The 21252-nt window shown below is 69.2% G+C and carries 24 protein-coding genes; 17 read left to right on the forward strand and 7 right to left on the reverse strand.

The window, feature by feature from the left end; translation table 11 throughout:
* Positions 1 to 110 precede the first annotated feature (110 nt).
* Both feoB and J2X41_RS13650 read right to left on the reverse strand, forming a co-directional pair.
* Positions 111 to 1988, reverse strand: coding sequence for a ferrous iron transport protein B (gene feoB, locus J2X41_RS13645; RefSeq protein WP_310082493.1), 1878 nt, complete (start codon positions 1986 to 1988; stop codon positions 111 to 113).
* Positions 1989 to 1992: 4 nt separating this feature from the next.
* On the reverse strand, positions 1993 to 2316 hold the full coding sequence (locus J2X41_RS13650; protein WP_028038447.1) for a FeoA family protein: 324 nt from the start codon (positions 2314 to 2316) through the stop codon (positions 1993 to 1995).
* Between the two features lie 155 nt (positions 2317 to 2471).
* Between J2X41_RS13650 and J2X41_RS13655 the strand changes: the two genes are divergently transcribed.
* From J2X41_RS13655 to J2X41_RS13675, 5 genes are all read left to right on the forward strand, one after another.
* Entirely contained in the window at positions 2472 to 3173 is a 702-nt protein-coding gene (locus J2X41_RS13655; protein WP_310082494.1) for a hypothetical protein, read from the forward strand.
* Between the two features lie 131 nt (positions 3174 to 3304).
* Positions 3305 to 4564, forward strand: coding sequence for an EAL domain-containing protein (locus J2X41_RS13660; RefSeq protein WP_310082495.1), 1260 nt, complete (start codon positions 3305 to 3307; stop codon positions 4562 to 4564).
* 41 nt (positions 4565 to 4605) lie between these two features.
* Positions 4606 to 4785 carry a CopG family transcriptional regulator gene (locus J2X41_RS13665; RefSeq protein ID WP_310082496.1) on the forward strand — a complete coding sequence of 60 codons (180 nt, stop codon included), beginning with the start codon at positions 4606 to 4608 and terminating at the stop codon, positions 4783 to 4785.
* Positions 4773 to 5045 carry a type II toxin-antitoxin system RelE/ParE family toxin gene (locus tag J2X41_RS13670; protein WP_310082497.1) on the forward strand — a complete coding sequence of 91 codons (273 nt, stop codon included), beginning with the start codon at positions 4773 to 4775 and terminating at the stop codon, positions 5043 to 5045. The genes J2X41_RS13665 and J2X41_RS13670 overlap by 13 nt, the downstream gene beginning before the upstream one ends.
* A gap of 64 nt (positions 5046 to 5109) precedes the next feature.
* Positions 5110 to 5649, forward strand: coding sequence for a hypothetical protein (locus J2X41_RS13675; RefSeq protein ID WP_310082498.1), 540 nt, complete (start codon positions 5110 to 5112; stop codon positions 5647 to 5649).
* Here the strand turns inward: J2X41_RS13675 and J2X41_RS13680 are convergent.
* Complete coding sequence (locus tag J2X41_RS13680) at positions 5646 to 6056, reverse strand: hypothetical protein (protein ID WP_310082499.1); 411 nt, start codon at positions 6054 to 6056, stop codon at positions 5646 to 5648. The two genes, J2X41_RS13675 and J2X41_RS13680, sit on opposite strands and share 4 nt — an antisense overlap.
* 95 nt (positions 6057 to 6151) lie before the next feature.
* Between J2X41_RS13680 and J2X41_RS13685 the strand changes: the two genes are divergently transcribed.
* Complete coding sequence (locus J2X41_RS13685; RefSeq protein ID WP_310082500.1) at positions 6152 to 6619, forward strand: GNAT family protein; 468 nt, start codon at positions 6152 to 6154, stop codon at positions 6617 to 6619.
* A gap of 71 nt (positions 6620 to 6690) precedes the next feature.
* Here the strand turns inward: J2X41_RS13685 and J2X41_RS13690 are convergent, their stop codons facing one another.
* Entirely contained in the window at positions 6691 to 7035 is a 345-nt protein-coding gene (locus J2X41_RS13690) for a CC_3452 family protein (RefSeq protein ID WP_310082501.1), read from the reverse strand.
* A 77-nt stretch (positions 7036 to 7112) separates the two neighbouring features.
* The gene (locus tag J2X41_RS13695) at positions 7113 to 7736 is read right to left on the reverse strand and encodes a glutathione S-transferase C-terminal domain-containing protein (protein ID WP_310082502.1); all 624 of its coding nucleotides are present in this window, start codon (positions 7734 to 7736) and stop codon (positions 7113 to 7115) included.
* 103 nt (positions 7737 to 7839) lie between these two features.
* On the opposite strand from J2X41_RS13695, the gene J2X41_RS13700 reads away from it, so the two are divergent.
* The 4 genes from J2X41_RS13700 (at position 7840) to J2X41_RS13715 (ending at position 10945) form a co-directional block, all read left to right on the forward strand.
* Positions 7840 to 8481, forward strand: a complete 642-nt coding sequence (locus J2X41_RS13700; protein WP_310082504.1) for a TetR/AcrR family transcriptional regulator — start codon at positions 7840 to 7842, stop codon at positions 8479 to 8481.
* Between the two features lie 50 nt (positions 8482 to 8531).
* A complete protein-coding gene (locus J2X41_RS13705) occupies positions 8532 to 9272 on the forward strand; it encodes a methylated-DNA--[protein]-cysteine S-methyltransferase (protein ID WP_310082505.1) in 741 nt (246 codons plus the stop codon).
* Positions 9269 to 9955, forward strand: coding sequence for a 2OG-Fe(II) oxygenase (locus J2X41_RS13710; RefSeq protein WP_310082507.1), 687 nt, complete (start codon positions 9269 to 9271; stop codon positions 9953 to 9955). Before J2X41_RS13705 ends, J2X41_RS13710 begins: the two co-directional genes overlap by 4 nt.
* 390 nt (positions 9956 to 10345) lie before the next feature.
* Positions 10346 to 10945 carry a hypothetical protein gene (locus tag J2X41_RS13715; RefSeq protein WP_310082508.1) on the forward strand — a complete coding sequence of 200 codons (600 nt, stop codon included), beginning with the start codon at positions 10346 to 10348 and terminating at the stop codon, positions 10943 to 10945.
* Positions 10946 to 11202: 257 nt separating this feature from the next.
* Here the strand turns inward: J2X41_RS13715 and J2X41_RS13720 are convergent, their stop codons facing one another.
* Positions 11203 to 12243, reverse strand: coding sequence for an NAD(P)-dependent alcohol dehydrogenase (locus J2X41_RS13720; RefSeq protein ID WP_310082510.1), 1041 nt, complete (start codon positions 12241 to 12243; stop codon positions 11203 to 11205).
* Positions 12244 to 12605: 362 nt separating this feature from the next.
* Between J2X41_RS13720 and J2X41_RS13725 the strand changes: the two genes are divergently transcribed.
* The 7 genes from J2X41_RS13725 (at position 12606) to J2X41_RS13760 (ending at position 19993) form a co-directional block, all read left to right on the forward strand.
* Complete coding sequence (locus tag J2X41_RS13725; protein ID WP_310082512.1) at positions 12606 to 13466, forward strand: TIGR01459 family HAD-type hydrolase; 861 nt, start codon at positions 12606 to 12608, stop codon at positions 13464 to 13466.
* 32 nt (positions 13467 to 13498) lie between these two features.
* On the forward strand, positions 13499 to 13921 hold the full coding sequence (locus tag J2X41_RS13730; protein ID WP_310082514.1) for a MaoC family dehydratase: 423 nt from the start codon (positions 13499 to 13501) through the stop codon (positions 13919 to 13921).
* Positions 13922 to 13931: 10 nt separating this feature from the next.
* A complete protein-coding gene (locus J2X41_RS13735) occupies positions 13932 to 14873 on the forward strand; it encodes a bifunctional riboflavin kinase/FAD synthetase (protein ID WP_310082515.1) in 942 nt (313 codons plus the stop codon).
* 199 nt (positions 14874 to 15072) lie between these two features.
* On the forward strand, positions 15073 to 15324 hold the full coding sequence (locus J2X41_RS13740) for a hypothetical protein (protein WP_310082516.1): 252 nt from the start codon (positions 15073 to 15075) through the stop codon (positions 15322 to 15324).
* Positions 15325 to 15643: 319 nt separating this feature from the next.
* Positions 15644 to 18622 carry an isoleucine--tRNA ligase gene (gene ileS / locus J2X41_RS13750; protein WP_310082517.1) on the forward strand — a complete coding sequence of 993 codons (2979 nt, stop codon included), beginning with the start codon at positions 15644 to 15646 and terminating at the stop codon, positions 18620 to 18622.
* Between the two features lie 180 nt (positions 18623 to 18802).
* The gene (lspA, locus tag J2X41_RS13755) at positions 18803 to 19312 is read left to right on the forward strand and encodes a signal peptidase II (protein WP_310082518.1); all 510 of its coding nucleotides are present in this window, start codon (positions 18803 to 18805) and stop codon (positions 19310 to 19312) included.
* A gap of 114 nt (positions 19313 to 19426) precedes the next feature.
* A complete protein-coding gene (locus J2X41_RS13760; RefSeq protein WP_056751618.1) occupies positions 19427 to 19993 on the forward strand; it encodes a DUF3035 domain-containing protein in 567 nt (188 codons plus the stop codon).
* Between the two features lie 207 nt (positions 19994 to 20200).
* Here the strand turns inward: J2X41_RS13760 and J2X41_RS13765 are convergent, their stop codons facing one another.
* Positions 20201 to 21148 (reverse strand): TraB/GumN family protein, encoded by a 948-nt coding sequence (locus tag J2X41_RS13765; protein WP_310082519.1) that lies wholly within the window; start codon positions 21146 to 21148, stop codon positions 20201 to 20203.
* Positions 21149 to 21252 lie beyond the last annotated feature (104 nt).

Consider the following 21252-nt stretch of genomic DNA (forward strand, 5'->3'; position numbering starts at 1 on the left):
TCCGGGACCCAGGGGACTGGGCTGATGCGGTGCGGCTGTCCTGGGTCCCGGACAAGCGCTGCGCGCTTTCCGGGAGGACAACGGGAGGGGCGACGGGAGGGGCGGCGCCCCTACCCCGCCCCCATCGCCACGGCCACGTGATAGACCGTGAAAGACGCCAGATAGGCCAGGCCGGTCATGTAGAGGAACATCACGGTCGGCCACAGCCAGCCGTTGGTCTCGCGCTTGACCACGCCCAGGGTCGCCGCGCACTGCGGGGCGAACACGTACCAGGCCAGGAACGACAGGGCCGTGGCCAGCGACCACTGGTGCGACAGCAGTTGGCCCAGGTTGGTGCCGGCCTCGTCGTCGCCGCCCACCGCATAGACTGTGCCCAGGGCGGCCACGGCGACTTCGCGAGCGGCGAAGCCGGGGATCAGGGCCACGGTCATTTGCCAGTTGAAGCCGATGGGTTGCATGACCGGCGCGATGAAGTGGCCGATCCGCCCGGCGAAGCTGTAGTCGATGGCCGGCCCCGTCGCGCCCGTCGGCGGATAGGGGAAGGTCGACAGCACCCAGACCAGCACCATCAGCGGCAGGATGATGCGCCCGGCCCGCTCGATGAAGATTCGCGCCCGCGTCCACAGGTTCAGCAGCACGTTGCGCGGCTCGGGCCAGCGGTAGGTCGGCAGCTCCATCATGAACGGCTCGACCGTGCCGCGCCAAAAGATCTTGCGGATCACGAACGATACCACCAGGGCGCTGACGATGCCGCTGGCGTAGAGGCCGAACATCACCAGGCCCGGCAGGCTGAGCACGCCCCAGACCTTGGTGTGGGGGATGAAGGCGGCGATGATCAGGGTGTAGACCGGGATCCGCGCCGAGCAGGTCATCAGCGGGGCGACCAGGATGGTGGTCAGGCGGTCGTGCTTGTTGTCGATCACCCGCGTCGACATGATTCCGGGGATGGCGCAGGCGAAGCTGCTGAGCAGGGGAATGAACGCCCGGCCGTGCAGGCCCGCCCCGCCCATGATCTTGTCCATCAGGAAGGCCGCGCGGGTCATGTAGCCGCTGTCTTCCAGCACCAGGATGAAGAAGAACAGGATCACGATCTGCGGCAGGAAGACCAGCACGCTGCCCACCCCGGCGATCAGGCCGTCGGTGATCAGGCTCTGGAACAGGCCGTGCGGCAGGACGGCGGCGACGCCGGCGCTGAGGGCCGCGAAGCCCGCCTCGATCAGGCCCATCAGCGGCTCGGCCCAGGTGAACACCGCCTGGAACATCACGAACAGCAGCAGGCCCAGGATCAGCAGGCCGGCGGCCGGGTGCAGCAGCACCGCGTCGACCTTGCCGGTGACGGTGTCGGGACGCTCGGGCGGGCGGACGCAGGCCTTGACGATGCGCTGGGCCTCGCGGTGGGCGGCGCGGATCTCGGCGGCGGTCGGCTCGCGCCAGACGTTCTCGTGCTCGCCCGCATGGCTGATCGACAGGGCGTCGGCCTTGGCGACCAGCTCCTCCAGGCCGCGCTTGCGGGTCGCCACGGTGGTGACGATCGGCGCGCCGATCTCGGCCGACAGCCGCTCCAGGTCGATCCGCAGGCCCTGGCGCTGGGCGATGTCGAACATGTTGAGCGCCAGCACGAACGGCCGGCCCACCTGCTTGAGCTCCAGCACCAGCCGCAGCACCAGCCGCAGGTTGGTGGCGTCGGCCACGCAGATCAGCACGTCGGGCGCCTGTTCGCCCGACAAGCGGCCCAGCACCGCGTCGCGGGTGACCACCTCGTCGGGGCTGCGGGCCCGCAGGGAATAGGTGCCGGGCAGGTCCAGCACATGGGCCCCGCGGCCGCTGGCCATGGTCAGCACGCCCTCCTTGCGCTCGACGGTGACGCCGGCGTAGTTGGCGACCTTCTGGCGGCTGCCGGTCAGGGCGTTGAACAGGGCGGTCTTGCCGGAATTGGGATTGCCGACCAGCGCCAGGCGCGCGGGCCGCGAGACGGCGGTGTCGGTCAAGACGTCAGGCCTCTTCGAACTGGACGGTGACGGCGGCGGCCTCGCGGCGGCGCAGGGCCACGCGCATGTCGTCGATGCGCACGGCGATCGGGTCGCGGCCGAACAGCCCCTCGTGCAGCACCTCGAAGGCCGCGCCCTCGACGAAGCCCATCTCCAGCAGGCGGCGCTCCAGTTCCTCCGGATCGATCGACTCCGACCGCCCGGTCTCGCCACCGACCCGCACGATCAGCCCGCGCTGGCCCTTGCGGGCCTTGCTGAGCGGACTCTCGGCCCCGCGCGAGGCGGGGATGGCGGTGAAGTCTGGGGCTAGGCTGAGAGCGTCGGACATGGTCGCACCGGAAAAACTTGCGAACGATTATCAGTCTAAGGCCATGCTGTCATGTCACGAATGGGGCGGCCGCGCCTCGCGCCTTCGCGGACATCGTTGAGCCGCATTCTCCCTCAACCTTCGGCTGCCAAACTTCAGCATTCAGGAAGGCGCGCATGAAGTGGATTGCCGGATCGCTGCTGGCGGCGATGATCGCGACATCCTCCGTGTCAGCACAGGAATCCACGCCGCTCGCCGCCTCGCCCGCGACCGGCCGACCGGCCTTGACGGCCGCCCCAGCCGGGATCACGGCGCCCGAGTGCCGCGTCGATCGCGAAGCGCTGCTGAAACTGGATTATGAAGCCTTCGAGCACGACATCGACGGCGGCTGGCGGCCGCTGGGCGCGGTCAAGGGCTGCGAGGCCGCCACCGCCGACCTCTTGCGCGACTACCGCCTGCGCAACGGCGGCGCCGTCGCCGGCCAGCGGATCGAATATGTCTACAGCCTGCTGCGGCACGAGTCGCAGCTGGCGGCGGCGGCCGGCCAGACCGACAGGGCAATCGCCCTTCGCCGCGCTGCGCGCGGCAGCCCGATGTGGGAGAACTATTACTACGACAACGCCATGATCGCCTTCCTCAAGCGCAACAAGGCGCAGTTGCTGGAGAACCGCGCCAAGCTGGCGGCCTTGCCGAAGCCCGACGGTCATGACGAGGGGGTCGCCGCCTTCGAAAAGAAATTCGGCAAGCCCGGCCCGACCTGGCCGCCGAACCTGGACGTGGTCGATGGCCTGATCGCCTGCTTCGACCAGCCCTATGCCGAGGCCTACAGCTTCGCCTGCCGCGAGAAGGCGGCGCGTGAGGGCGTTCCTGCCCGATAGCCTCTTCCGCGCGTTCACGAAGAGCTGATTTGTGGTTAAGGCGCGGCGTAATGGCTCAGAGTCGTTAATCCGTTCGACTCACGGCACGCGCGACTCGCATACTGAGCTTGACGATTCGTAGGGACCCTCGAATGCGAAGGCTGATGCTGGCGCTGCTGACCGGCGCCTATCTCTGTCTGGCCTTGGTCGTCTCCCTCGCCCTCTGGCGGATGGGAGCCGCGCCGGCCGTCGGCCTGGCCGCCTTCATCGGCGCCATGGGCCTGTGCTTCGCCGTGCACGGCGTGGTCGCCGGCGTCCTGCAGGGCGCGGCCCTGCGCGTCGACATCGAGACCATCCGCGAGGCCCACGGCATCCTGCTGGAGCAGGTCGAGAAGGTCGACGCCCGGATCTCCGGCCTGCTGGAAACCGTCGCCGACGACGCCCAGCGCCGCTCGGCCGAACTGAGCAGCGAGGTCCACCAGCTGGAAGACCTGGTCGTGCGCATGAGCGAGCGGCTGGAGCACCAGCTGAGCTACGAGGTCGAGGTGGCCCGCGCCGAGCCGCGCGGCCGCTCGCCCCAGTCCAACGCCCTGATCGGGGTGGTGCAGGACGCCTTGGCGCAGAACCGGGTCGACCTCTACCTGCAGCCGGTGGTCAGCCTGCCCCAGCGCCGCACCGTGTTCTACGAGAGCTTCTCGCGCCTGCGCGACGACACCGGCCGCGTCATGATGCCGGCCGAATACCTGGCCGTGGCCGAGCCCGAGGGCCTGACCGCCGCGATCGACAACCTGCTGCTGTTCCGCTGCGTGCAGATCGTCCGCCGCCTGGCCAAGCAGGACCGCAAGGTCGGGATCTTCTGCAACATCTCGCTGGCCAGCCTGGCCGACGAGGCGTTCTTCGCCCAGTTCCTGGAATTCCTGCAGGTCAACAAGGACCTGCACGGCGCCCTGATCTTCGAACTGGGCCAGGCCGCCTTCAACGACCGCGGCCCGGTCGAGGCCCGCCACATGGCGCGGCTGGCCAGCCTGGGCTTCCGCTTCAGCCTGGACAAGGTCACCGACCTGGACCTGGACTTCCAGGACCTGGCCCGGGCCGACGTCAAGTTCCTGAAGGTTGGCGCCCAGATGATGCTGGACCAGCTGGAAGAGCAGGACGGCAAGCTGGTCATCGCCTCGCTGCCCGACCTGAACGCCGAGGACTTCGCCGGCCTGACCCGCCGCTACGGCATCGAGGTGATCGCCGAGAAGGTCGAGCACGAGCGCCAGGTGGTCGACGTGCTGGAGCTCGACATCGGCTACGCCCAGGGCCACCTGTTCGGCGAGCCCCGCGCCATCCGCGACTCGATCATCGCCGAGGCCGATCCTCCCCAGGACTTCATGCGCGGCGCCCTGCGACGCGGGATGGGGCGGTAGGGCTCCTCCCGCGTCAGCGCAGACTGTGGTAGGCTCGACCCATGTCGAAGCTCGAGCCTTCCCTTTTCGACGAGACCGACGACGAGGCCGAAGCGGCGGCTGACGCCCGCGCCGAGGCCGACATCGCGGCGGGGCGCGTGATCAGCCACGAAGCCATGAAGCGCTGGCTGCTCTCCTGGGGTACACCCGACGAAGGCCCCGCCCCGAAGTGCGGCGAGTAATCTGGACGGACGAGGCGCGCGCCAATCTCTTGGCGATCCGAAGTTATATCGCCCAGTTCAGCCCGTTGGCCGCCCAGCGATTTTCCCTGAGACTCGTGGCCGCTGCCGAAGACCTGGCCGAAAATCCGGATAGGGGTCGCAGCGTCGGAAATGGATGCAGAGAACTTGTGCTCATTCGCCCTTATCTGATCCGCTACCGCGCCGATGACGAGAGCGTCTTCATCCTGCGGATCCGACACGCCGCTCGCAAACCCGACTAGCGGCGCCATTTGACCAGCGCCGCCGCGCCGCCTTAAGGTTGTTCCCAACCAAGGGGGACTCGTCATGCAAGCCGGACCGCCGCCCGCCTCGACGCCGCCTATTTCTTCGCCCCATGCGGCGCCCGTCCCCAGCACCGTCAAGGGGGCCAGCGCCACGATGACGGTCGTCGCCAGCGACCTGCGGCTGGTCTTGACCAAGGCCCGGCGCGCGGAAAGCGCCATGGTCCGCCACCAGGTGTTCCTGCGCTACGACGTCGACCGCAAGGTTCCCGACGACGCCGACCAGCGGGCGGCGCAGTGCGGCTGGCGGCTGCGGGCCTATCTGCAGCGGTCGATCTGCTTTTCGTCGATGACCGGCCTGCTCGGCTGCACCGACCCGATTTCGGAGGAACTGCCCACGGGCGAGACCGGCGCGGCCGACCAGGGGCCGGACCCCGCCGCCAACCCGTGCGACCTCGCCTTCGCCCCCGCCCGCGAAGCCCGCGACCGGGTGATCGCCGCCGTCAAGGCCGACGCCCAGGCCCGGTTCGACGAGGACTACGCCCTGAACGTCAAGCCGCAGCTGCTGGCCTCGGGGGTGAAGATCACCAAGCCGAAGTCCTAGACCCCGCTCGACGCGGGTTTAGGCGCAGGGCCGGGCGCCGGCGTGGTCTTCACTGAGGCGTCGGCCGATGCGCCGGAGCCCCATTTCGCGCCGCTGGAGAACTCGAAAGCCACCCCGGCCTTGGCGGCGGCCTTGCCCAGGTCGACCAGCGCGCCCGCGGGCAGGCCTCCCGGCTTTGTGAAGGCGGCCCGCTCCCGGCCGTCGGCCAGCTTCTCGAGGTGCGCCTGGACCGGCGAGTCATACAGCTTGTACTGGGCGATCAGGGCCTCGACCTTGTCGGGCGGACCGGTCAGGACGACGCTGGTCGAGCTGGAGCCCTGCCCGCACGCGGCGAGGAGGCCGGCGGCGGCGATCGCCAGAACGGCGAGGCCGGAACGGGACGTGCGCTTGATATCGAACCTGGCCATGTGAACCTCGCGTTGCGGCAGGCCAGCCTGGACCGAAGCCTTGCCGTGAGCAACCCGGCGTTGCGGCCTGGCGCGGGCGCCTCTAGAACCCGCCCATGCTGATCGAAGCCACCGACGCCCATTTCGCCGCCCTGATCGCCGGAGAGTCCCCCGACGGCCTGGCCGTCGCCGAGGGCGGGGTCGAGGCGCCGGAGGTGCTGGCCATGCTGCGCGGCCTGTCGGCGCAGGTCGGCGAAAGCTTCCACCCCAACGCCTGGATGATCGTCGAGGACGGCGAGGTGGTGGGCCTGACCTCGCTGGTCCGCACGCCCTATGTCGGCGACACGGTGATGATCGGCTACGGCGTCGCCGCCTCGCGTCGCCAGCGCGGCGTCGCCCGGCGGGCCGTGGCCGACCTGCTGGCCTGGGCGCGGGGCGACCACCGCATCACCACCGTCACCGCCGAGACCTCGATCCACAACGGCCCCTCGCAGCGGGTGCTGGAAGCCAACGGCTTCGAACGCACCGGCGAGCGGACGGACGAGGAGGACGGCGAACTGTTCTGCTGGTCGGTGGCGGTTTAGGCCTGGTCACCCGAAAAAGCTGGGGACAGGCGCGGGCGCCCGTCCCCAAGGTCCTCCTCCGAGGTCGGAGCTCAGTGGGCGGCGGCGACTTCGGACGCCGCCGGGGTCTTGGCGATCTGCACCGGGTTGCAGTCCGCCAGTTGCGCCTCGGACAGGGTCACGCCGCGATAGCTGAAGCTGGTGATCGGCCCCAGCTCGCGGGCCAGGCGCTTGCAGCTGCGCAGCGGCGGCAGCGACTTGACCTGGGTCGAGCGGCAGACATCGCCCTCGCAGCGCCAGACCGCGCCGTCGAACACGACATGGTTCTGGGTGGTGGGGGCGCTGAGCGTCAGCCAGCCGTTCTGGGCCTTGGTCTCGGCCATGGCGGGGCCGCCCGTCGCGGCGAGGGCCGCGACGGCGATGATGAAACTACGCATGGGTCTATCTCCTGGGGAGGAAGAAGCGGGCGGCGGCTGGGGACAGGCTCGTGGGCCTGTCCCCGTTCAGGTCGCGGCTAGGCCGCGGCCTTGAACAGGGTGAATTCCTCGTCGAAGGCCCGGGCCACCGAGGGCCGGGTCTGCAGGCGGTCGCGATAGGCGGCCAGGGCGGGATACGGCGTGAAGTCGATCGCCAGGTAGCGAGCCCAGGTCAGCATCACGAACAGGTAGGCGTCGGCGACGCTGAACCGGCCCTGCAGGAACTCGCGCCCCTTCAGGTGGGCGTCGAGATGGGCCAGGCGCTCGACCAGCCGCTCGCGAGCGAAGGCCTTGGCGCCGTCCGGCGACGTCGGCCGCAGCAGGACGGTGAACGCCCCGACGTGCAGCTCCGAGCCGATGAAGCTGAGCCAGCTCTGCACCTTGCGGCGCTCGGCCCCTTCGGCGGGGATCAGGCCGGCGGCCGGGTAGCGGTCGGCGACATATTGCAGGATCACCGCGTTCTCGACGATCAGCTCGCCGTCGTCGGCGCGCAGCACGGGCACCTGGCCCAGGGCGTTGACGGTCAGGAATTCGGTTCCGTCCTCGACCCGCTTGGGCCGGGCCTTGGTGTCGACCTTCAGGAAGCGGATGTCGGCGCCGGCCTCGTAGGCGGCGATCCGCGTCGCCATCGAGCAGGCCATCGGCGAGAAGTAGAGATCCATCGAACCCTCCATTGCATTTCCGTACTGTTTCGCATAAAAATAACGATGGTCAAGGAATAAAATGCGATACGGTACAAAAATAGGATCCGACCAGGAGAGCCCGATGTCCGAAGCGCCCGCCAAACGTCGCGGCCGCCCCCGCGCCTACGATCCGGAAGTCGCCCTGGCCAAGGCCACGGACATCTTCTGGGCCCAAGGCTTCGCGGGCGCCTCGCTGGACGACCTGAGCGCGGCGACAGGCATGAACCGGCCCAGCCTGTACGGGGCGTTCGGCGACAAGCAGGCGCTCTTCAAGTCCGCGCTGGATCGCTACATGGACAGCTCGCGGGCGGCGATGACCGAGGCGTTCCGCGGCGGCGGCTCGCTGCGCGAGGTCCTGACGCGGATCTATCACACGGCCCTGGGCTTCTACCTGCCCGACGACGTGGGCGGGCGAGGCTGTTTCCTGGCCAGCGCGGGCCTGGGCCAGGCGCTGGTCGACGACGAGGTGCGCCAGATCGTCGCCGACGGCATGCACGAGCTGGACCGGGCCGTCGAAGGCCTGATGACGCGCCGCCAGGCCAGGGGCGAGCTTCCGCCCACGGCCGATCCGGTGGCGCTCGGCCGCGTGGCCAGCATGCTGATGAACGCCCTGTCGGTCCGCGCCCGGGCCGGCGAGACGCGCGAGCAGCTGGAGACGACGATCCCGGTCATGGTCGAGCTGATCTGCGGGCAGCCAAATCCGACACCGCAAGCATCGGAATGACCTGAGGGGTCATGGCGCGCATGCTCCTTCCCACGAAAGGAGACCACGCCATGACCGCTTCCGCCCCCTCCACCGACGACGCGCGCTGGGAGGCCATGCGCCGCCGCGACCGCGACCTCGACGGCGCCTTCTTCATCGCCGTGCGCACCACCGGCGTCTATTGCCTGGCCAGCTGCGCCGGGCGGCCGCTGCGCAAGAACGTCGAGTTCCACGACACCCGGGAAAGCGCCCGCGCCGCCGGCTTCCGGGCCTGCCTGCGCTGCAAGCCCGACCAGCCGCGCGAGACCCTGCGCTGGGCCACGACGCCGACCTCGCTTGGCTTGGCCCTGGTCGCCCGCTCCGACGCCGGCCTGCGGCTGGTGACCCTGGGCGACGACCGCGACGCCCTGGTCCGCGACCTGGAACGCCGCTTCCGCTCGGCCCGGCTGACGCCCGACCCGCAGGGCCTGGCCGCCGACCTGAAGGCGGTGGCGACCGAGGTCGACGGTCGCGGCGCGGCCCTGGACCTGCCGCTGGACGACCAGGGCACGCCCTTGCAGCGCAAGGTCTGGGCGGCGCTGCGGACCATCCCGGCCGGAACCACCGCCTCCTATGCCGAGGTGGCCCGGGCCATCGGCCGGCCGACCGCCGCCCGGGCCGTGGCCCAGGCCTGCGGGGCCAATCCGCTGGCGGTGATCACCCCCTGCCACCGGGTGGTGCGAGCCGACGGCGGCCTGTCCGGCTATCGCTGGGGCGTCGCGCGCAAGGCGGCGCTGCTGGCCCGGGAAGCGCGCCTGAGCCAGGCCGCATGAGTCTCGACTGGACCCGCATCGCCGCCGAGCTCGACGTCCAGGGCTGGGCCCTGACCGGGCCTCTGCTGAAGCCCGACACCTGCCAGCGGATCGCCGGCCTCTACGACCAGGAGGCCGGCTTTCGCAGCCGGGTGGTGATGGCCCGCCACGGCTTCGGCCAGGGCGAGTACAAATATTTCAGCTATCCCCTGCCCGACCCGGTGCAGCGACTGCGCCAGGGGCTGTATGCGCCGCTGGCCGCCGTCGCCAATCGCTGGGCGCAGGCGCTGGGCGAGGAGCGGCGGTTTCCGGAGAACCTGGACGACATGCTGGCCCGCTGCCACGCGGCGGGCCAGGCGCGGCCGACGCCGCTGCTGCTGACCTACGGCCCGGGCGACTACAACTGCCTGCACCAGGACCTCTACGGCGAGCACGTCTTTCCGCTGCAGGCCGCCTTCCTGCTGGACGAGCCCGGCCGCGACTTCGAGGGCGGCGAGTTCGTGCTGGTCGAGCAGCGCCCCCGCCAGCAGTCGCGGCCCCAGGTCGTGCCGCTGAAGCAGGGCGAGGGGGTGATCTTCGCGGTCCGCGACCGGCCGGCCTCGGGCGCCCGCGGCGTCCATCGGCGGATGCTGCGCCACGGCGTCAGCACCGTGCGCGCCGGGCGGCGCCGGGTGCTGGGGGTGATCTTCCACGACGCGACGTGAGAGCGTCTCACCAACAGGTTGATGAGCGCCTAGAGCAGCTTGGGGCAACACGCGCCCGCATCCTTGAGACGGTTTTGTATGGGCCGGGTCTCATTCGGGCCTGTTTGAAGCGGTGAATTCTCTTCTGAATGCGAACCATCAGCTGATCGTGGCACAAGCCGTAGATACGACTTTCCGCAATCTCCTGGTGGACAAGCAGGCATTGGTCGAAGCCTGGAAACATCAACCGCTAAGATTTTGCCTTTTCGGGCGCGGGCTTCGGCTCGCGACCTTTCGTCAGCAGCTCATACGCTTGTGTGGCATGTTCACTAGCTTACCGAGGAGCGTCTTGAACGCCTCCTCGTCTCGCTTTTCAGCCACTTCATCTCCGTATAGGGCATCAGGTTTACCATGGACAAACGAGCCATAGTCAAAGCGGCCAGCCGGCTCCGCGTGGCGGAAAAAGCCGCAGCGGAACTTGCCGAATGTAAGACGCACGAAGCCTTCACAGACACTTGGTACACATTTCTCACGGCCTCGAAGAATGTTTACACCATTCTAGAGCAAGGCGCGAAAACGGATCCTCGCTCCAGGCAATGGTACGGCGGCGTAGCTGCCGAGCGCCGTGGCGATGATCTGCTGCAATACATCTACGAGGCTAGAAATGATGATGAGCATGGCCTGGAAGAAATGTCGGAGGCCGTGCCGGGTAGCTTGTCTGTCGGTGTAACCAAACCAGGCTTCAGTAACCGCATCCGCCTTGACGGCACCCTTGGCGGACCTCCCGGCACAGCACTCACCATCACACCCCTGGACGGGCTCCCTATCCTGTCAAAGGTAACATCGCCGCACATCCGCCTCCGCAACGTCAAGGCGCGTGGAAACCGTGTTCTTGCGCCGCCAGCGAGCCATCTTGGCAGGCCCCTGCAGAACGCGTCTCCTTTGGGCGTTGCGGAGGCTACTATAGCCTATCTCGGAGCCTTAATCGGAAGGGCCGACGCACTCACATAGGCCATCACCCTGTACACGCGCTCCAGCCTGTACGACGTGTCGTCACCATAGCAATGCTTGCGAAATTCCGTGACCCCCGCCTCGATCATCGCGGGGGTCACGTCGATTTCACCGCACACTAGAACGCCCAAAATCATGCGCCGCTTCGGGGTGCTTTGTCATGTATACTCCCAAGAGGGGAAGGATCCGCACCGCATTAGACGCTCCCCCTCTGGGGGAGCTGTCGCGGGGCGACTGAGGGGGCGCCCCCGAGCGCCCTACAGCGTCGCCATGTCGATCACGAACCGGTAGCGCACGTCGCTCTTCTGCATGCGCTTGTAGGCGTCGTTGATCTGGTCGATGGCGATGGTCTCGATGTCGGCGACGATGCCGTGCTCGCCGCAGAAGTCGAGCATTTCCTGGGTCTCCTTGATCGAGCCGATCATCGAGCCGGCCAGGGTGCGGCGGCCGGGGATCAGGGCGAAGGCGTTCAGCGGCACGGGCTCTTCGGGCGCGCCGACCAGCACCATGGTCCCGTCCACCTTCAGCAGGCTCAGATAGGCGCCCCAGTCGATCCCGGCCGACACCGTGCAGATGATCAGGTCGAAGGTCGCGGCCAGGGTCTCGAAGGTCTTGGGGTCGCTGGTGGCGTGGTAGTGGTCGGCGCCCATCTTCAGGCCGTCTTCCTGCTTGGACAGGGTCTGGCTCAGCACCGTCACCTCCGCGCCCAGGGCGTGGGCCAGCTTGACGCCCATGTGGCCCAGGCCGCCCAGGCCGACGATGGCCACCGACTTGCCGGGGCCGGCGTTCCAGTGGCGCAGCGGCGAATAGAGGGTGATGCCGGCGCACAGCAGCGGCGCGGCGGCGTCCAGCGGCAGGTTGTCCGGGATCGACAGCACATAGCCTTCCTTGACCACCATGTGGTCGGAATAGCCGCCATAGGTCGGCAGGTCGTCGCCGGGCGCGAAGCCGCTGTAGGTCAGGACCAGGCCGGGCATGTACTGCTCGCGGTCCAGGTCGCGGGCCGCGCAGGTGGTGCAGCTGTCGACGAAGCAGCCGACCCCGACCCGGTCGCCTTCCTTGAAGCGGCTGACCTTGGCGCCGACGGCGGTGACCACGCCGGTGATCTCGTGGCCGGGCACGATCGGATAGACGCTCTGGCCCCAGCCGTTGTCGACCATGTGGATGTCGGAGTGGCAGACGCCGCAGTGCTTGATGGCGATGACGACGTCGTCGTCATTGGGTTCGCGGCGGTCGAAGGTGAAGGGGGTCAGCGGGGCGGACGCGGTCGCGGCCGCGTAGCCTTTTGCGATGGCCATCGGATAGTCCTCGAAGGTTCAGGGGGAGATGAACGGGGCGTGACATGCCACGGGGCGCGCGCGGACCGGTATGCCGATCCTGCAGACTTGATGCACGATCCTGGCAAAGGCGGCGGGGGCGACTCCATCGCTGCCCTATCGTTGTCATCCCGGAAAGCGCGCAGCGCTTGTCCGGGACCCAGGGGACTGGGCTGATGCGGTGCGGTTCACCTGGGTCCCGGACAGCCCCTGCGGGGCTTCCGGGATGGCAACCCTTGGAGAACGCTGGCGGCGGCGGGCTCCTTCCGCTGGCCCTCGCGCCCGCGCGTCCCTACATGCGCTACCGTTGACGCGCCCGTCTCCGCCCGGTACCGCCCCTGTCCATGACCGACCTGCCTCCCGGCCTTTCCGCCCTCGCCGACCGCTACGACGTGCTGCTGTGCGACGTCTGGGGGGTCATCCACAACGGGGTCGAGAGCTTCCCGGAGGCCTGCCAGGCCCTGGTCGAGTGGCGGACCCGCCACGGGCCGGTGATCCTGATCTCCAACTCCCCGCGCCCGTCCGAGCACGTGGTCGAGCAGCTGGACCGCCTGGGCGTGCCGCGCGAGGCGTGGAGCGCCTTCGTCACCTCGGGCGACGCCACCCGCACCCTGCTGGCCGCCCGCGCGCCTGGTCCGGCCTGGATCATCGGCCCCGATCGGGACCTGCCGCTCTACGACGGCCTGGGCCTGGAGACCGCCGGTCCCGAGGACGCGGCCTTCGTCGCCGTAACCGGCATGGTCGACGACGAGACCGAGGCCCCCGACGACTATCGCGACCGCCTGGCGATCGCCGCCGAGCGCGGCCTGACCCTGATCTGCGCCAATCCCGACCGGGTGGTGCAGCGCGGTTCGCGGCTGATCTATTGCGGCGGCTCGCTGGCCGACCTCTACGAGGTCCTGGGCGGCGAGGTGCTGATGGCCGGCAAGCCCTACCAGGCGATCTACGACCTGGCCCTGGCCGAGGCGCAGGCCCTGAAGGGCGGACCGGTCGACCGCGCGCGGGTGCTGTGCATCGGCGACGGGGTGATCACCGACGTCAAGGGCGCCCACGACCAGGGTCTGGCCTGCCTGTTCATCGCCAAGGGCATCCATGGCGAGCACGCCGTCGGCCCCGACGGCCGCCTGGACCCGACCAAGGTCGAGGGCCTGCTGGCCGCTGAGCGGGTGGGCGCGACCCACGCCATGACCGACCTGGTCTGGTAAGGCCGATTGTCGGGCAGAAGGAAAGGGCCGTCATGCCGGGACTGTTTCTCGAGGATCTCAGCGTCGGCCAGTCGGCCGAGCTGGTCCGCGCCGTGGCCGAGGCCGACCTCGTCGCCTTCGCCCAGGTGACCGGCGACACCAATCCCGTGCACCTGGACGCCGACTACGCCGCGACCACCGCTTTCGGCGAGCGCATCGCCCACGGCATGCTGTCGGCCGGCTATATCTCGGCGGTGCTGGGCACGGCCCTGCCCGGGCCGGGCGCGGTCTACCTGTCGCAGTCCCTGGCCTTCAAGCGGCCGGTGCGGATCGGCGACGCGGTCACGGCCCGCGCCACGATCACGGCCATCGACGCGGCCAAGGCCCGGGTGACGCTGGCCACCACCTGCCTGGTGCGCGGCAAGGCCGTGGTCGACGGCGAGGCCGTGGTCCTGGTTCCGCGTAGAAGCGCGTAAGAGGTATGCGATGCGCCTGAAGACCATCCACGGCTGGAAGGACCTGCCGCAAGAGGATCGCGGCGCGGCCGTGGCCCTGGGCAATTTCGACGGCGTGCACCGCGGCCACCAGCAGGTGATCGCCCAGGCGGCGAAAGCGGCGCTGGCCGGCAAGACCTCGCTGGGCGTGGTCACCTTCGACCCGCACCCGCGCCGGCTGTTCCGCCCCACCGAGCCGGCCTTCAAGCTGATGACCCACAACCAGCAGGCCCGCGCGCTGGAGGCCCTGGGCGTGGACCGGCTGTACCTGCTGCCGTTCGACTTCGAGATGGCCAGCTTCGGCGACCGCGAGTTCGTCGAGAAGGTGCTGGTCGGCGGCCTCTCCGTGAAGCACGTCGCCGTCGGCTTCGACATCTCGTTCGGCCGGGGCCGCACCGGCAGCGCCGACCTGATGAAGGCCTATGGCGAAGAGTACGGCTTCTCGGTCTCGGTGGCCGAGCCGGTCGCCAACCGCGAGGGCGAGAAGTTCTCGTCGACCGGCGTACGCGACGCCCTGCGCGACGGCCATCCCGAGGGCGCGGCGCGGATCCTGGGCCGGCCGTTCGCGATCGAGGGCGTGGTCCGCCGCGGCCAGCAGCTGGGCCGCCAGCTGGGCTTCCCGACGGCCAATGTCGAGGTCGAGGACTATGTGGTGCCCAAGCTGGGCGTCTACGCCACCCGCACCCGCCTGCCCGACGGTCGCGAGGTGCCGGGCGTCGCCAACCTCGGCAACAACCCCACCACCGGCGAGGTCGAGACCCGGCTGGAGACCTGGCTGTTCGATTTCGACGAGGATCTCTACGGCCAGGTCATCGAAACCGACCTGATCGCCTTTCTGCGCCCCGAGCTGAAGTTCGACAGCATCGATCTGCTGGTCCAGCAGGTGCTGCGCGACGAGGTCGCGGCCCGGGCGATCGTGGCGCCGGGGTTCTAGCAGGCCCCTAGACACCTCCGGAAACGGTGACGCTTGCCTCGAAGCGCGGCAATTCACGGTTAAGATTGTCGCCTTCCCGACGGTACGGCGCACGCTCGTGTCCGCAAATGCGAGAAAATACGGATAACACTGGTTTTCCCCATGGACGCAACCAGCGAGCGCGCCTACACTTTTAGCGTCAGTGTTGGGGGGGATTCTGGTGCGGGCCGAGGTTCGAGCAAGACGTCTGTGGCGATCAGCCTGGCGCGCGAGCCGGCTGCTTCTGCCGCCCCGGCCCGTCCTGTCCTCGCTGGAGGGCAAGATCCTGGCCTCGGCCTGGACCCTGGCCGCCCTGGCCACCCTCAGCGGCGCCCTGGCCCAGGGCCTGCGCATGTTCCTGCTCTCGGCCCTGGCGGTGCTGTTCGGCACCCTGGCGGCGCTGTGGATGCTGGACGGCCTGGCGCGGCGGTAGGGGAAGGCTCCTCCTCACCCGTGCAACGGGGGAGGTGGCGCGATGCGGATACGCATCGTGACGGAGGGGGCGTCCAGCCGCCGCACGACGCCCCCTCCGTCTCGTCGCTGCGCGCCGAGCCACCTCCCCCGTTGCACGGGTGAGGAGAGAAGCATCCCCGTTTGCCCCTCCCCGTCACCTCTGCTATCCCCCGCCGATGACTTTCGTTCGGAAAGCTCCGCGAATTAACCGCCCGGCGTGACGCCGCCGGACGACCGATCCAGCGCGCGCCGGGTTTCCCCGCGATTTTCCCGAACATTCCAAGCTGGATAGCTCTCCCATGGCCGACGACGCCACGACGACCGCCCGCGACTACCGCGAAACCGTCTTCCTTCCCGATACCCCGTTCCCGATGCGCGGCGGCCTGCCCAAGAAGGAGCCGGAGATCCTGGAGGGCTGGGCGGCCCTGTCGGACAAGGGCCTGTACGGCGCCGTGCGCGCCGCCCGCCAGGCCGCGAACGCCCCGCTGTTCGTGCTGCACGACGGCCCGCCCTACGCCAATGGCGCCATCCACATCGGCCATGCCCTGAACAAGACGCTGAAGGACTTCGTGGTCCGCAGCCGCTTCGCCCTGGGCTACGACGTCGACTACGTGCCCGGCTGGGACTGCCACGGCCTGCCGATCGAGTGGAAGATCGAGGAGGAATTCCGCGCCAAGGGCCGCCGCAAGGACGAGGTGCCCGCCGCCGAGTTCCGCAAGCGCTGCCGGCAATACGCCGCCGGCTGGATCGAGGCCCAGAAGGTCGAGTTCCAGCGCCTGGGCGTGCTGGGCGACTGGTGGAACCGCTACGCCACCATGGACTACGCGTCCGAGGCCACGATCGTTGCCGAGTTCCACAAGTTCGCGACCTCGGGCCAGCTCTATCGCGGCTCCAAGCCCGTGATGTGGAGCCCGGTCGAGCGCACGGCCCTGGCCGACGCCGAGATCGAGTACCACGACCACGTCTCGCCGACGGTGTGGGTGAAGTTTCCGGTCAAGGCCTATGACGAGGACCGCTACGCCGTCTCGGGCAATGAGGCCGGCGACAACGTCTTCCGCCTGCCGCCCAACGACGCCAGCGTGGTGATCTGGACCACCACGCCCTGGACCATCCCGGCCAACCGGGCGATCTCGTTCGGGCCCAAGGTCGAATACGGCCTCTACGAGGTCGAGGCCCTGGAGGAGAATCTTGAGTTCGCCCCGTGGTCCAAGGTCGGCGACCGCCTGATCGTCGCCGACAAGCTGGCCGAGGACGTGCGCAAGGCCGCCAAGATCGCCCACTGGCGCCGCGCCGAGCCGGTCGATCCCACCGGCCTGATCTGCGCCCACCCGCTGGCCGCCTTCGACGAAGGCTACGGCTTCGACGTCCCTCTGCTCGCCGGCGAGCACGTGACCGACGACGCCGGCACCGGCTTTGTCCACACCGCCCCCGGCCACGGCGCCGACGACTACCTGGTCTGGCTGAAGAGCGGCTACGCCCTGGACGCCATCCCCGACACCGTCGACCCCGACGGCGCCTATTTCCCGCACGTGCCGCTGTTCGGCGGCCTGAAGGTCATCGAGACCGAGGGCAAGAAGGCGGGCAAGTTCGGGCCGGCCAACGGCGCGGTGATGGACAAGCTGATCGAGGCCGGCAACCTGCTGGCCCGCGGCCGCGTCGAGCACTCTTACCCGCACAGCTGGCGCTCCAAGGCCCCGGTGATCTTCCGCAACACCCCGCAATGGTTCATCCGCATGGACCAGGCCGTGCCGACCCTGGGCGGCAAGACCCTGCGCGAGACGGCCGTCCAGGCCATCGCCGACACCGCCTTCCACCCCGACGCCGGCCGCAACCGCATCGGCTCGATGGTCGAGACGCGGCCCGACTGGCTGATCAGCCGCCAGCGCGCCTGGGGCACGCCCCTGGCCATGTTCGTCGACAAGGAGACCGGCGTCCCGCTGATGGACGAGGCGGTCAACCGCCGCATCCTCGACGCCATCCAGGACGGCGGCAGCGACGCCTGGTTCGAGCTGCCGGACGAGCATTTCCTGGGTGACCGCGACCCGGCCCAGTACGAGAAGGTCGTCGACATCCTCGACGTCTGGTTCGACAGCGGCAGCACCCACGCCTTCACGCTGGAAGGCCGCAACGACAGCCGCTCGCCGGCCGACCTCTACCTTGAAGGCTCCGACCAGCACCGCGGCTGGTTCCAGTCGTCGCTTCTGGAGAGCTGCGGCACGCGCGGCCGCGCGCCGTACAAGGGCGTCCTGACCCACGGGTTCACCCAGGACGAGAACGGCGAGAAGATGTCCAAGTCCAAGGGCAACACCGTCGAGCCCCAGACCATCACCAAGGAGAGCGGCGCCGAGATCCTGCGGCTGTGGGCGGCGATGGTCGACTATTCCGAGGACCAACGGATCGGCAAGACCATCCTGGCCACCACCACCGACGCCTATCGCAAGCTGCGCAACACCACCCGCTACCTGCTGGGCGCCCTGGCCGGCTTCGACGAGGCCGAGCGGGTCACCGACTACGCCGACTTCCCGCCGCTGGAAAAATACATCCTGCACCGGCTCTGGGAGCTCGACGCCCAGGTGAAGGCCGCCTACGAGGCCTATCGCTTCAGCGACGTGATCCGCCCGCTGATCGACTTCTGCCAGGGCGACCTGTCGGCCCTGTTCTTCGACATCCGCAAGGACAGCCTCTATTGCGACGCGCCCACGGCCCTGCGCCGCCGGGCCTATCGCACGGTGCTGGACCATGTGTTCGAGCGCCTGACGGTGTGGCTGTCGCCGCTGACCAGCTTCACGATGGAAGAGGCCTGGACCACGCGCTTCCCCGAAGCCGGCAGCAACGTGCTGCGGGTGATGCCGGAGACCCCGGCCGAGTGGGAGAACCCGGAAGAGGCTCACCGCTGGACCCTGGTCCAATCTGTCACAAGCGTCGTCACCGGTGCTCTGGAAGTTGAGCGACGTGAAAAGCGGATCGGCTCAGCCTTGGAGGCCGCTCCGCGCGTCCACATCTCGCTTGACGGTCTCTTCCACGCCTTTGAAGGCCTGGACGCCGCTGAAGTCTTCCGGACTAGCGACGCCAAATTGATTCAAGGTGAAGGTCCAGCAGACGCATTCAGGTCGCCGGATGCCATGAACGTGGCCGTCGAGGTCCCGCTGGCCGAAGGCAGGAAGTGCGCCCGCTCGTGGCGCATCCTGCCGGAGGTCGGAACCGACCCGCGCTATCCGGAACTGTCCCTGCGCGACGCCGAAGCGGTGGCGTGGTGGGATAGCGTGCACGCGGTTTAAGATCACCCTCTCCCAGAGGGAGAGGGAGGGACCCGCGCCGCCAGGCGTGGGAGGGTGAGGGGTTAAGGCGCCAGACGGCGCGCCGGCACGCCGGCCAACGGTGTAACCCCTCACCTTCCCACCGCTGCGCGGCGGGCCCCTTCCTCTCCCTCTGGGAGAGGATCCAAGGAAAAGCGAAGAATGCTCAAGATCACCCGCCTCGGCTGGACCGCCTACGCCATCGCGATCATCACCGTCGTGCTGGACCAGATCAGCAAGGCCTGGATCCTGTCGACTCTGGGAACCGCGCCCGGCGCCAGCCAACAGGTGGCCGGGCCGTTCTACCTGACCCTGGTGCATAATTTCGGCATGAGCTTTGGCCTGTTCCGCGGCTCCGAGCTCAGCCGCTGGCTGCTGACCATCTTCTCGGCCGTGGTGGTGGTCGGCCTGGCGATCTGGGCGCGCAAGGCGACCAAGCCGCTGATGGCGGCCGGCATCGGCCTGATCATCGGCGGGGCGTTCGGCAACAACCTGATCGACCGCATCCGCTACGGCTATGTCGTCGACTTCATCGACGTGTCGCGGATCCACTTCCCCTGGGTGTTCAACGTCGCCGACTCGGGCATCACCGTCGGGGTCTGCCTGCTGCTGCTGGACAGCTTCCTGTCGGAAGAGAAAAAGCTGGCCAATCCCGACGGCCACGGGCTCTGAAGCGACACAACGGCCCTAACGTGGCCACGATCTCAAGGAAGATTGGCGCCCGGCCTCGGATGTCGTATCGAGAGCGTCCGAATTTACGGCCCGGGGGGCCGCTGGAGCAGGTTCATGAGTTTCTATCGGGTCGCGACCCTGGGCGCTTTGGCCGTCGTGGCCGCCACGGGCCTGGCCGGCTGCCAGTCCGCGTCGAAGGCGCTGGGCATGAGCAAGGTCGTTCCGGACGAGTTCCGCGTCGTCACCAAGGCCCCGCTGGTGGTGCCGCCCGACTACAGCCTGCGCCCGCCGGCCCCCGGCGAGCCGCGCCCGCAGGAACTGCAGCCTGAAAGCGCCGCGCGCCAGGCCCTGATCGGCCAGAGCAACGCCGCCGGCCGCTCGGACGGCGAGAAGCTGCTGGTCTCCAAGGCCGGCGTCGACAAGGCCGACCCGCTGATCCGCTTCGTCGTCGACGACGAGAACGGCGACCTGGCCCACAAGGACGAGAGCTTCGCCAGCAAGGTGATGTTCTGGAAGAAGGGCGACAAGACCGCCGCCCCGACCGCCGCCGAGACCGGCGCCACCGAATCCGTCACCGTCGACGCGGCCGCCGAAGAGGCCCGCCTGAAGGCCCTGACCGGCAACGGCACGATCATCATCACCCGCGAGAAGCAGGGCAAGATCAAGCTGCCGGGCCTGTAGGGCTTGGGGAGCTGAAGTTAGGAAAGAGGCCCGGAAGGAAACTTCCGGGCCTCTTCTGTTTCCGCACTTGCCCCCTACGGATCGCTTCGCGATCGTCTTCCCCCAGAGGGGGAAGAGCCTTGAGGTCGACGCCGTGCGGCTCCGCCCCCTATGGGGGCGGACAGGCGGCGAAGCCGCCAGGTGGGGGCAAGTGGCGCGCGTCCCCCCCTACTCCGGCGCCGTCACCACGAACCCCCGCGCCCGCATCTGGTCCAGCACGCCGCCGCGGGCCACCAGGCTGCGGACCCCGTAGACCGCCACCGCGTGGCCCGGCGTGCGCATCGCCGCGCTCAGGGCCTCGACCTCGTCGCTCGTCCCCTGGCGCTCCAGGTCGGCCATGCCGGGCAGAGCCAGCAGGCAGCGCTGGAAGTTGCGCGGGCCGGCGATCGCGCCGCGCACGTCGCCCCGCGCCCAGGCCCGGGCGGCCTCCCGCGCGGCCTCGGGTCCGGCGTTGACCTCGTCGAGCACGCCCTCCAGGCACAGCAGCCCGGCCTCGCGCGAATGGCCGCGCACCGCCGTCTTGATCAGCGGCATGACTTTGTAGGTGGCGGCCGGCCGGACCTTGACCCGATGCCTGCGGGCCAGGCGCTGGATCGTCCGCTCGGGCTCGTCCGGCTCCAGCCGGACCGTCTTGCGATAGTCGCCGGCCATCGAGATCCCCGCCCCCAGCGGGTTCCAGCCGTCATAGGCGTCGGCGGGCTTGCGCAGGGTCGCCCGGGCCCGCGCCAGCTTGGGCGCCAGGTCGCCGACGGCTGCGTCGAGCGGCACGTCGGACCTGAGCCGCTTGCGCAGCGCCAGGGCGGCCGGAACGTCGCGCAGCCCGGCCTTGCCCTCGGGCGGCAGGATCACCGCGAAGGCCCCGTCCAGCCGCCGGTCCAGCACGCCGGTGTCCCAGCCCTGGCCGCGCGGCAGGGCCTGCATCACGCCCAGCACGTAGAGCGTGGTGTCGCCGTCGGTGATCTTCCACCAGGCGGGGCCCGGCAGCCTGGCCGCCACGACCAGGGCTTCGACGACATTGGCCTCGGGATCGTCCAGCGCCGGCGGCGCGGTCTGGGCGCGGGCCGGAGCGGCGGCGGTGAGGGCGAGGGCGGCCAGGGCCGCCGAAACCGAACGCATCAAGGAACGCCCCCTTGTATCTGGATTGAAGCGCTGAGCTGTGATGGCTTGGTGCGGTGAAAGAGCCCGGTGGCCACCGGGCTCTTTCGTGCGGCGAGCGGCGC

It is taken from the genome of Caulobacter sp. BE254 (assembly GCF_031457295.1).
In the GTDB taxonomy this organism is placed as follows: Bacteria; Pseudomonadota; Alphaproteobacteria; order Caulobacterales; family Caulobacteraceae; genus Caulobacter.

Excerpts from the sequence above, each read along its gene's own strand:
- J2X41_RS13720 (WP_310082510.1), bottom strand. The coding sequence starts at position 12,243 with ATGGCCATCGCAAAAGGCTACGCGGCCGCGACCGCGTCCGCCCCGCTG.
- J2X41_RS13685 (WP_310082500.1), top strand. The coding sequence starts at position 6,152 with ATGCTGATCGAAGCCACCGACGCCCATTTCGCCGCCCTGATCGCCGGA.
- J2X41_RS13765 (WP_310082519.1), bottom strand. The coding sequence starts at position 21,148 with ATGCGTTCGGTTTCGGCGGCCCTGGCCGCCCTCGCCCTCACCGCCGCC.
- ileS (WP_310082517.1), top strand. The coding sequence starts at position 15,644 with ATGGCCGACGACGCCACGACGACCGCCCGCGACTACCGCGAAACCGTC.
- lspA (WP_310082518.1), top strand. The coding sequence starts at position 18,803 with ATGCTCAAGATCACCCGCCTCGGCTGGACCGCCTACGCCATCGCGATC.
- J2X41_RS13700 (WP_310082504.1), top strand. The coding sequence starts at position 7,840 with ATGTCCGAAGCGCCCGCCAAACGTCGCGGCCGCCCCCGCGCCTACGAT.
- J2X41_RS13660 (WP_310082495.1), top strand. The coding sequence starts at position 3,305 with ATGCGAAGGCTGATGCTGGCGCTGCTGACCGGCGCCTATCTCTGTCTG.
- J2X41_RS13710 (WP_310082507.1), top strand. The coding sequence starts at position 9,269 with ATGAGTCTCGACTGGACCCGCATCGCCGCCGAGCTCGACGTCCAGGGC.
- J2X41_RS13680 (WP_310082499.1), bottom strand. The coding sequence starts at position 6,056 with ATGGCCAGGTTCGATATCAAGCGCACGTCCCGTTCCGGCCTCGCCGTT.
- J2X41_RS13725 (WP_310082512.1), top strand. The coding sequence starts at position 12,606 with ATGACCGACCTGCCTCCCGGCCTTTCCGCCCTCGCCGACCGCTACGAC.
- J2X41_RS13655 (WP_310082494.1), top strand. The coding sequence starts at position 2,472 with ATGAAGTGGATTGCCGGATCGCTGCTGGCGGCGATGATCGCGACATCC.
- J2X41_RS13760 (WP_056751618.1), top strand. The coding sequence starts at position 19,427 with ATGAGTTTCTATCGGGTCGCGACCCTGGGCGCTTTGGCCGTCGTGGCC.
- J2X41_RS13735 (WP_310082515.1), top strand. The coding sequence starts at position 13,932 with ATGCGCCTGAAGACCATCCACGGCTGGAAGGACCTGCCGCAAGAGGAT.
- J2X41_RS13690 (WP_310082501.1), bottom strand. The coding sequence starts at position 7,035 with ATGCGTAGTTTCATCATCGCCGTCGCGGCCCTCGCCGCGACGGGCGGC.
- J2X41_RS13730 (WP_310082514.1), top strand. The coding sequence starts at position 13,499 with ATGCCGGGACTGTTTCTCGAGGATCTCAGCGTCGGCCAGTCGGCCGAG.
- J2X41_RS13650 (WP_028038447.1), bottom strand. The coding sequence starts at position 2,316 with ATGTCCGACGCTCTCAGCCTAGCCCCAGACTTCACCGCCATCCCCGCC.
- J2X41_RS13695 (WP_310082502.1), bottom strand. The coding sequence starts at position 7,736 with ATGGATCTCTACTTCTCGCCGATGGCCTGCTCGATGGCGACGCGGATC.
- J2X41_RS13675 (WP_310082498.1), top strand. The coding sequence starts at position 5,110 with ATGCAAGCCGGACCGCCGCCCGCCTCGACGCCGCCTATTTCTTCGCCC.
- J2X41_RS13665 (WP_310082496.1), top strand. The coding sequence starts at position 4,606 with ATGTCGAAGCTCGAGCCTTCCCTTTTCGACGAGACCGACGACGAGGCC.
- J2X41_RS13715 (WP_310082508.1), top strand. The coding sequence starts at position 10,346 with ATGGACAAACGAGCCATAGTCAAAGCGGCCAGCCGGCTCCGCGTGGCG.
- J2X41_RS13705 (WP_310082505.1), top strand. The coding sequence starts at position 8,532 with ATGACCGCTTCCGCCCCCTCCACCGACGACGCGCGCTGGGAGGCCATG.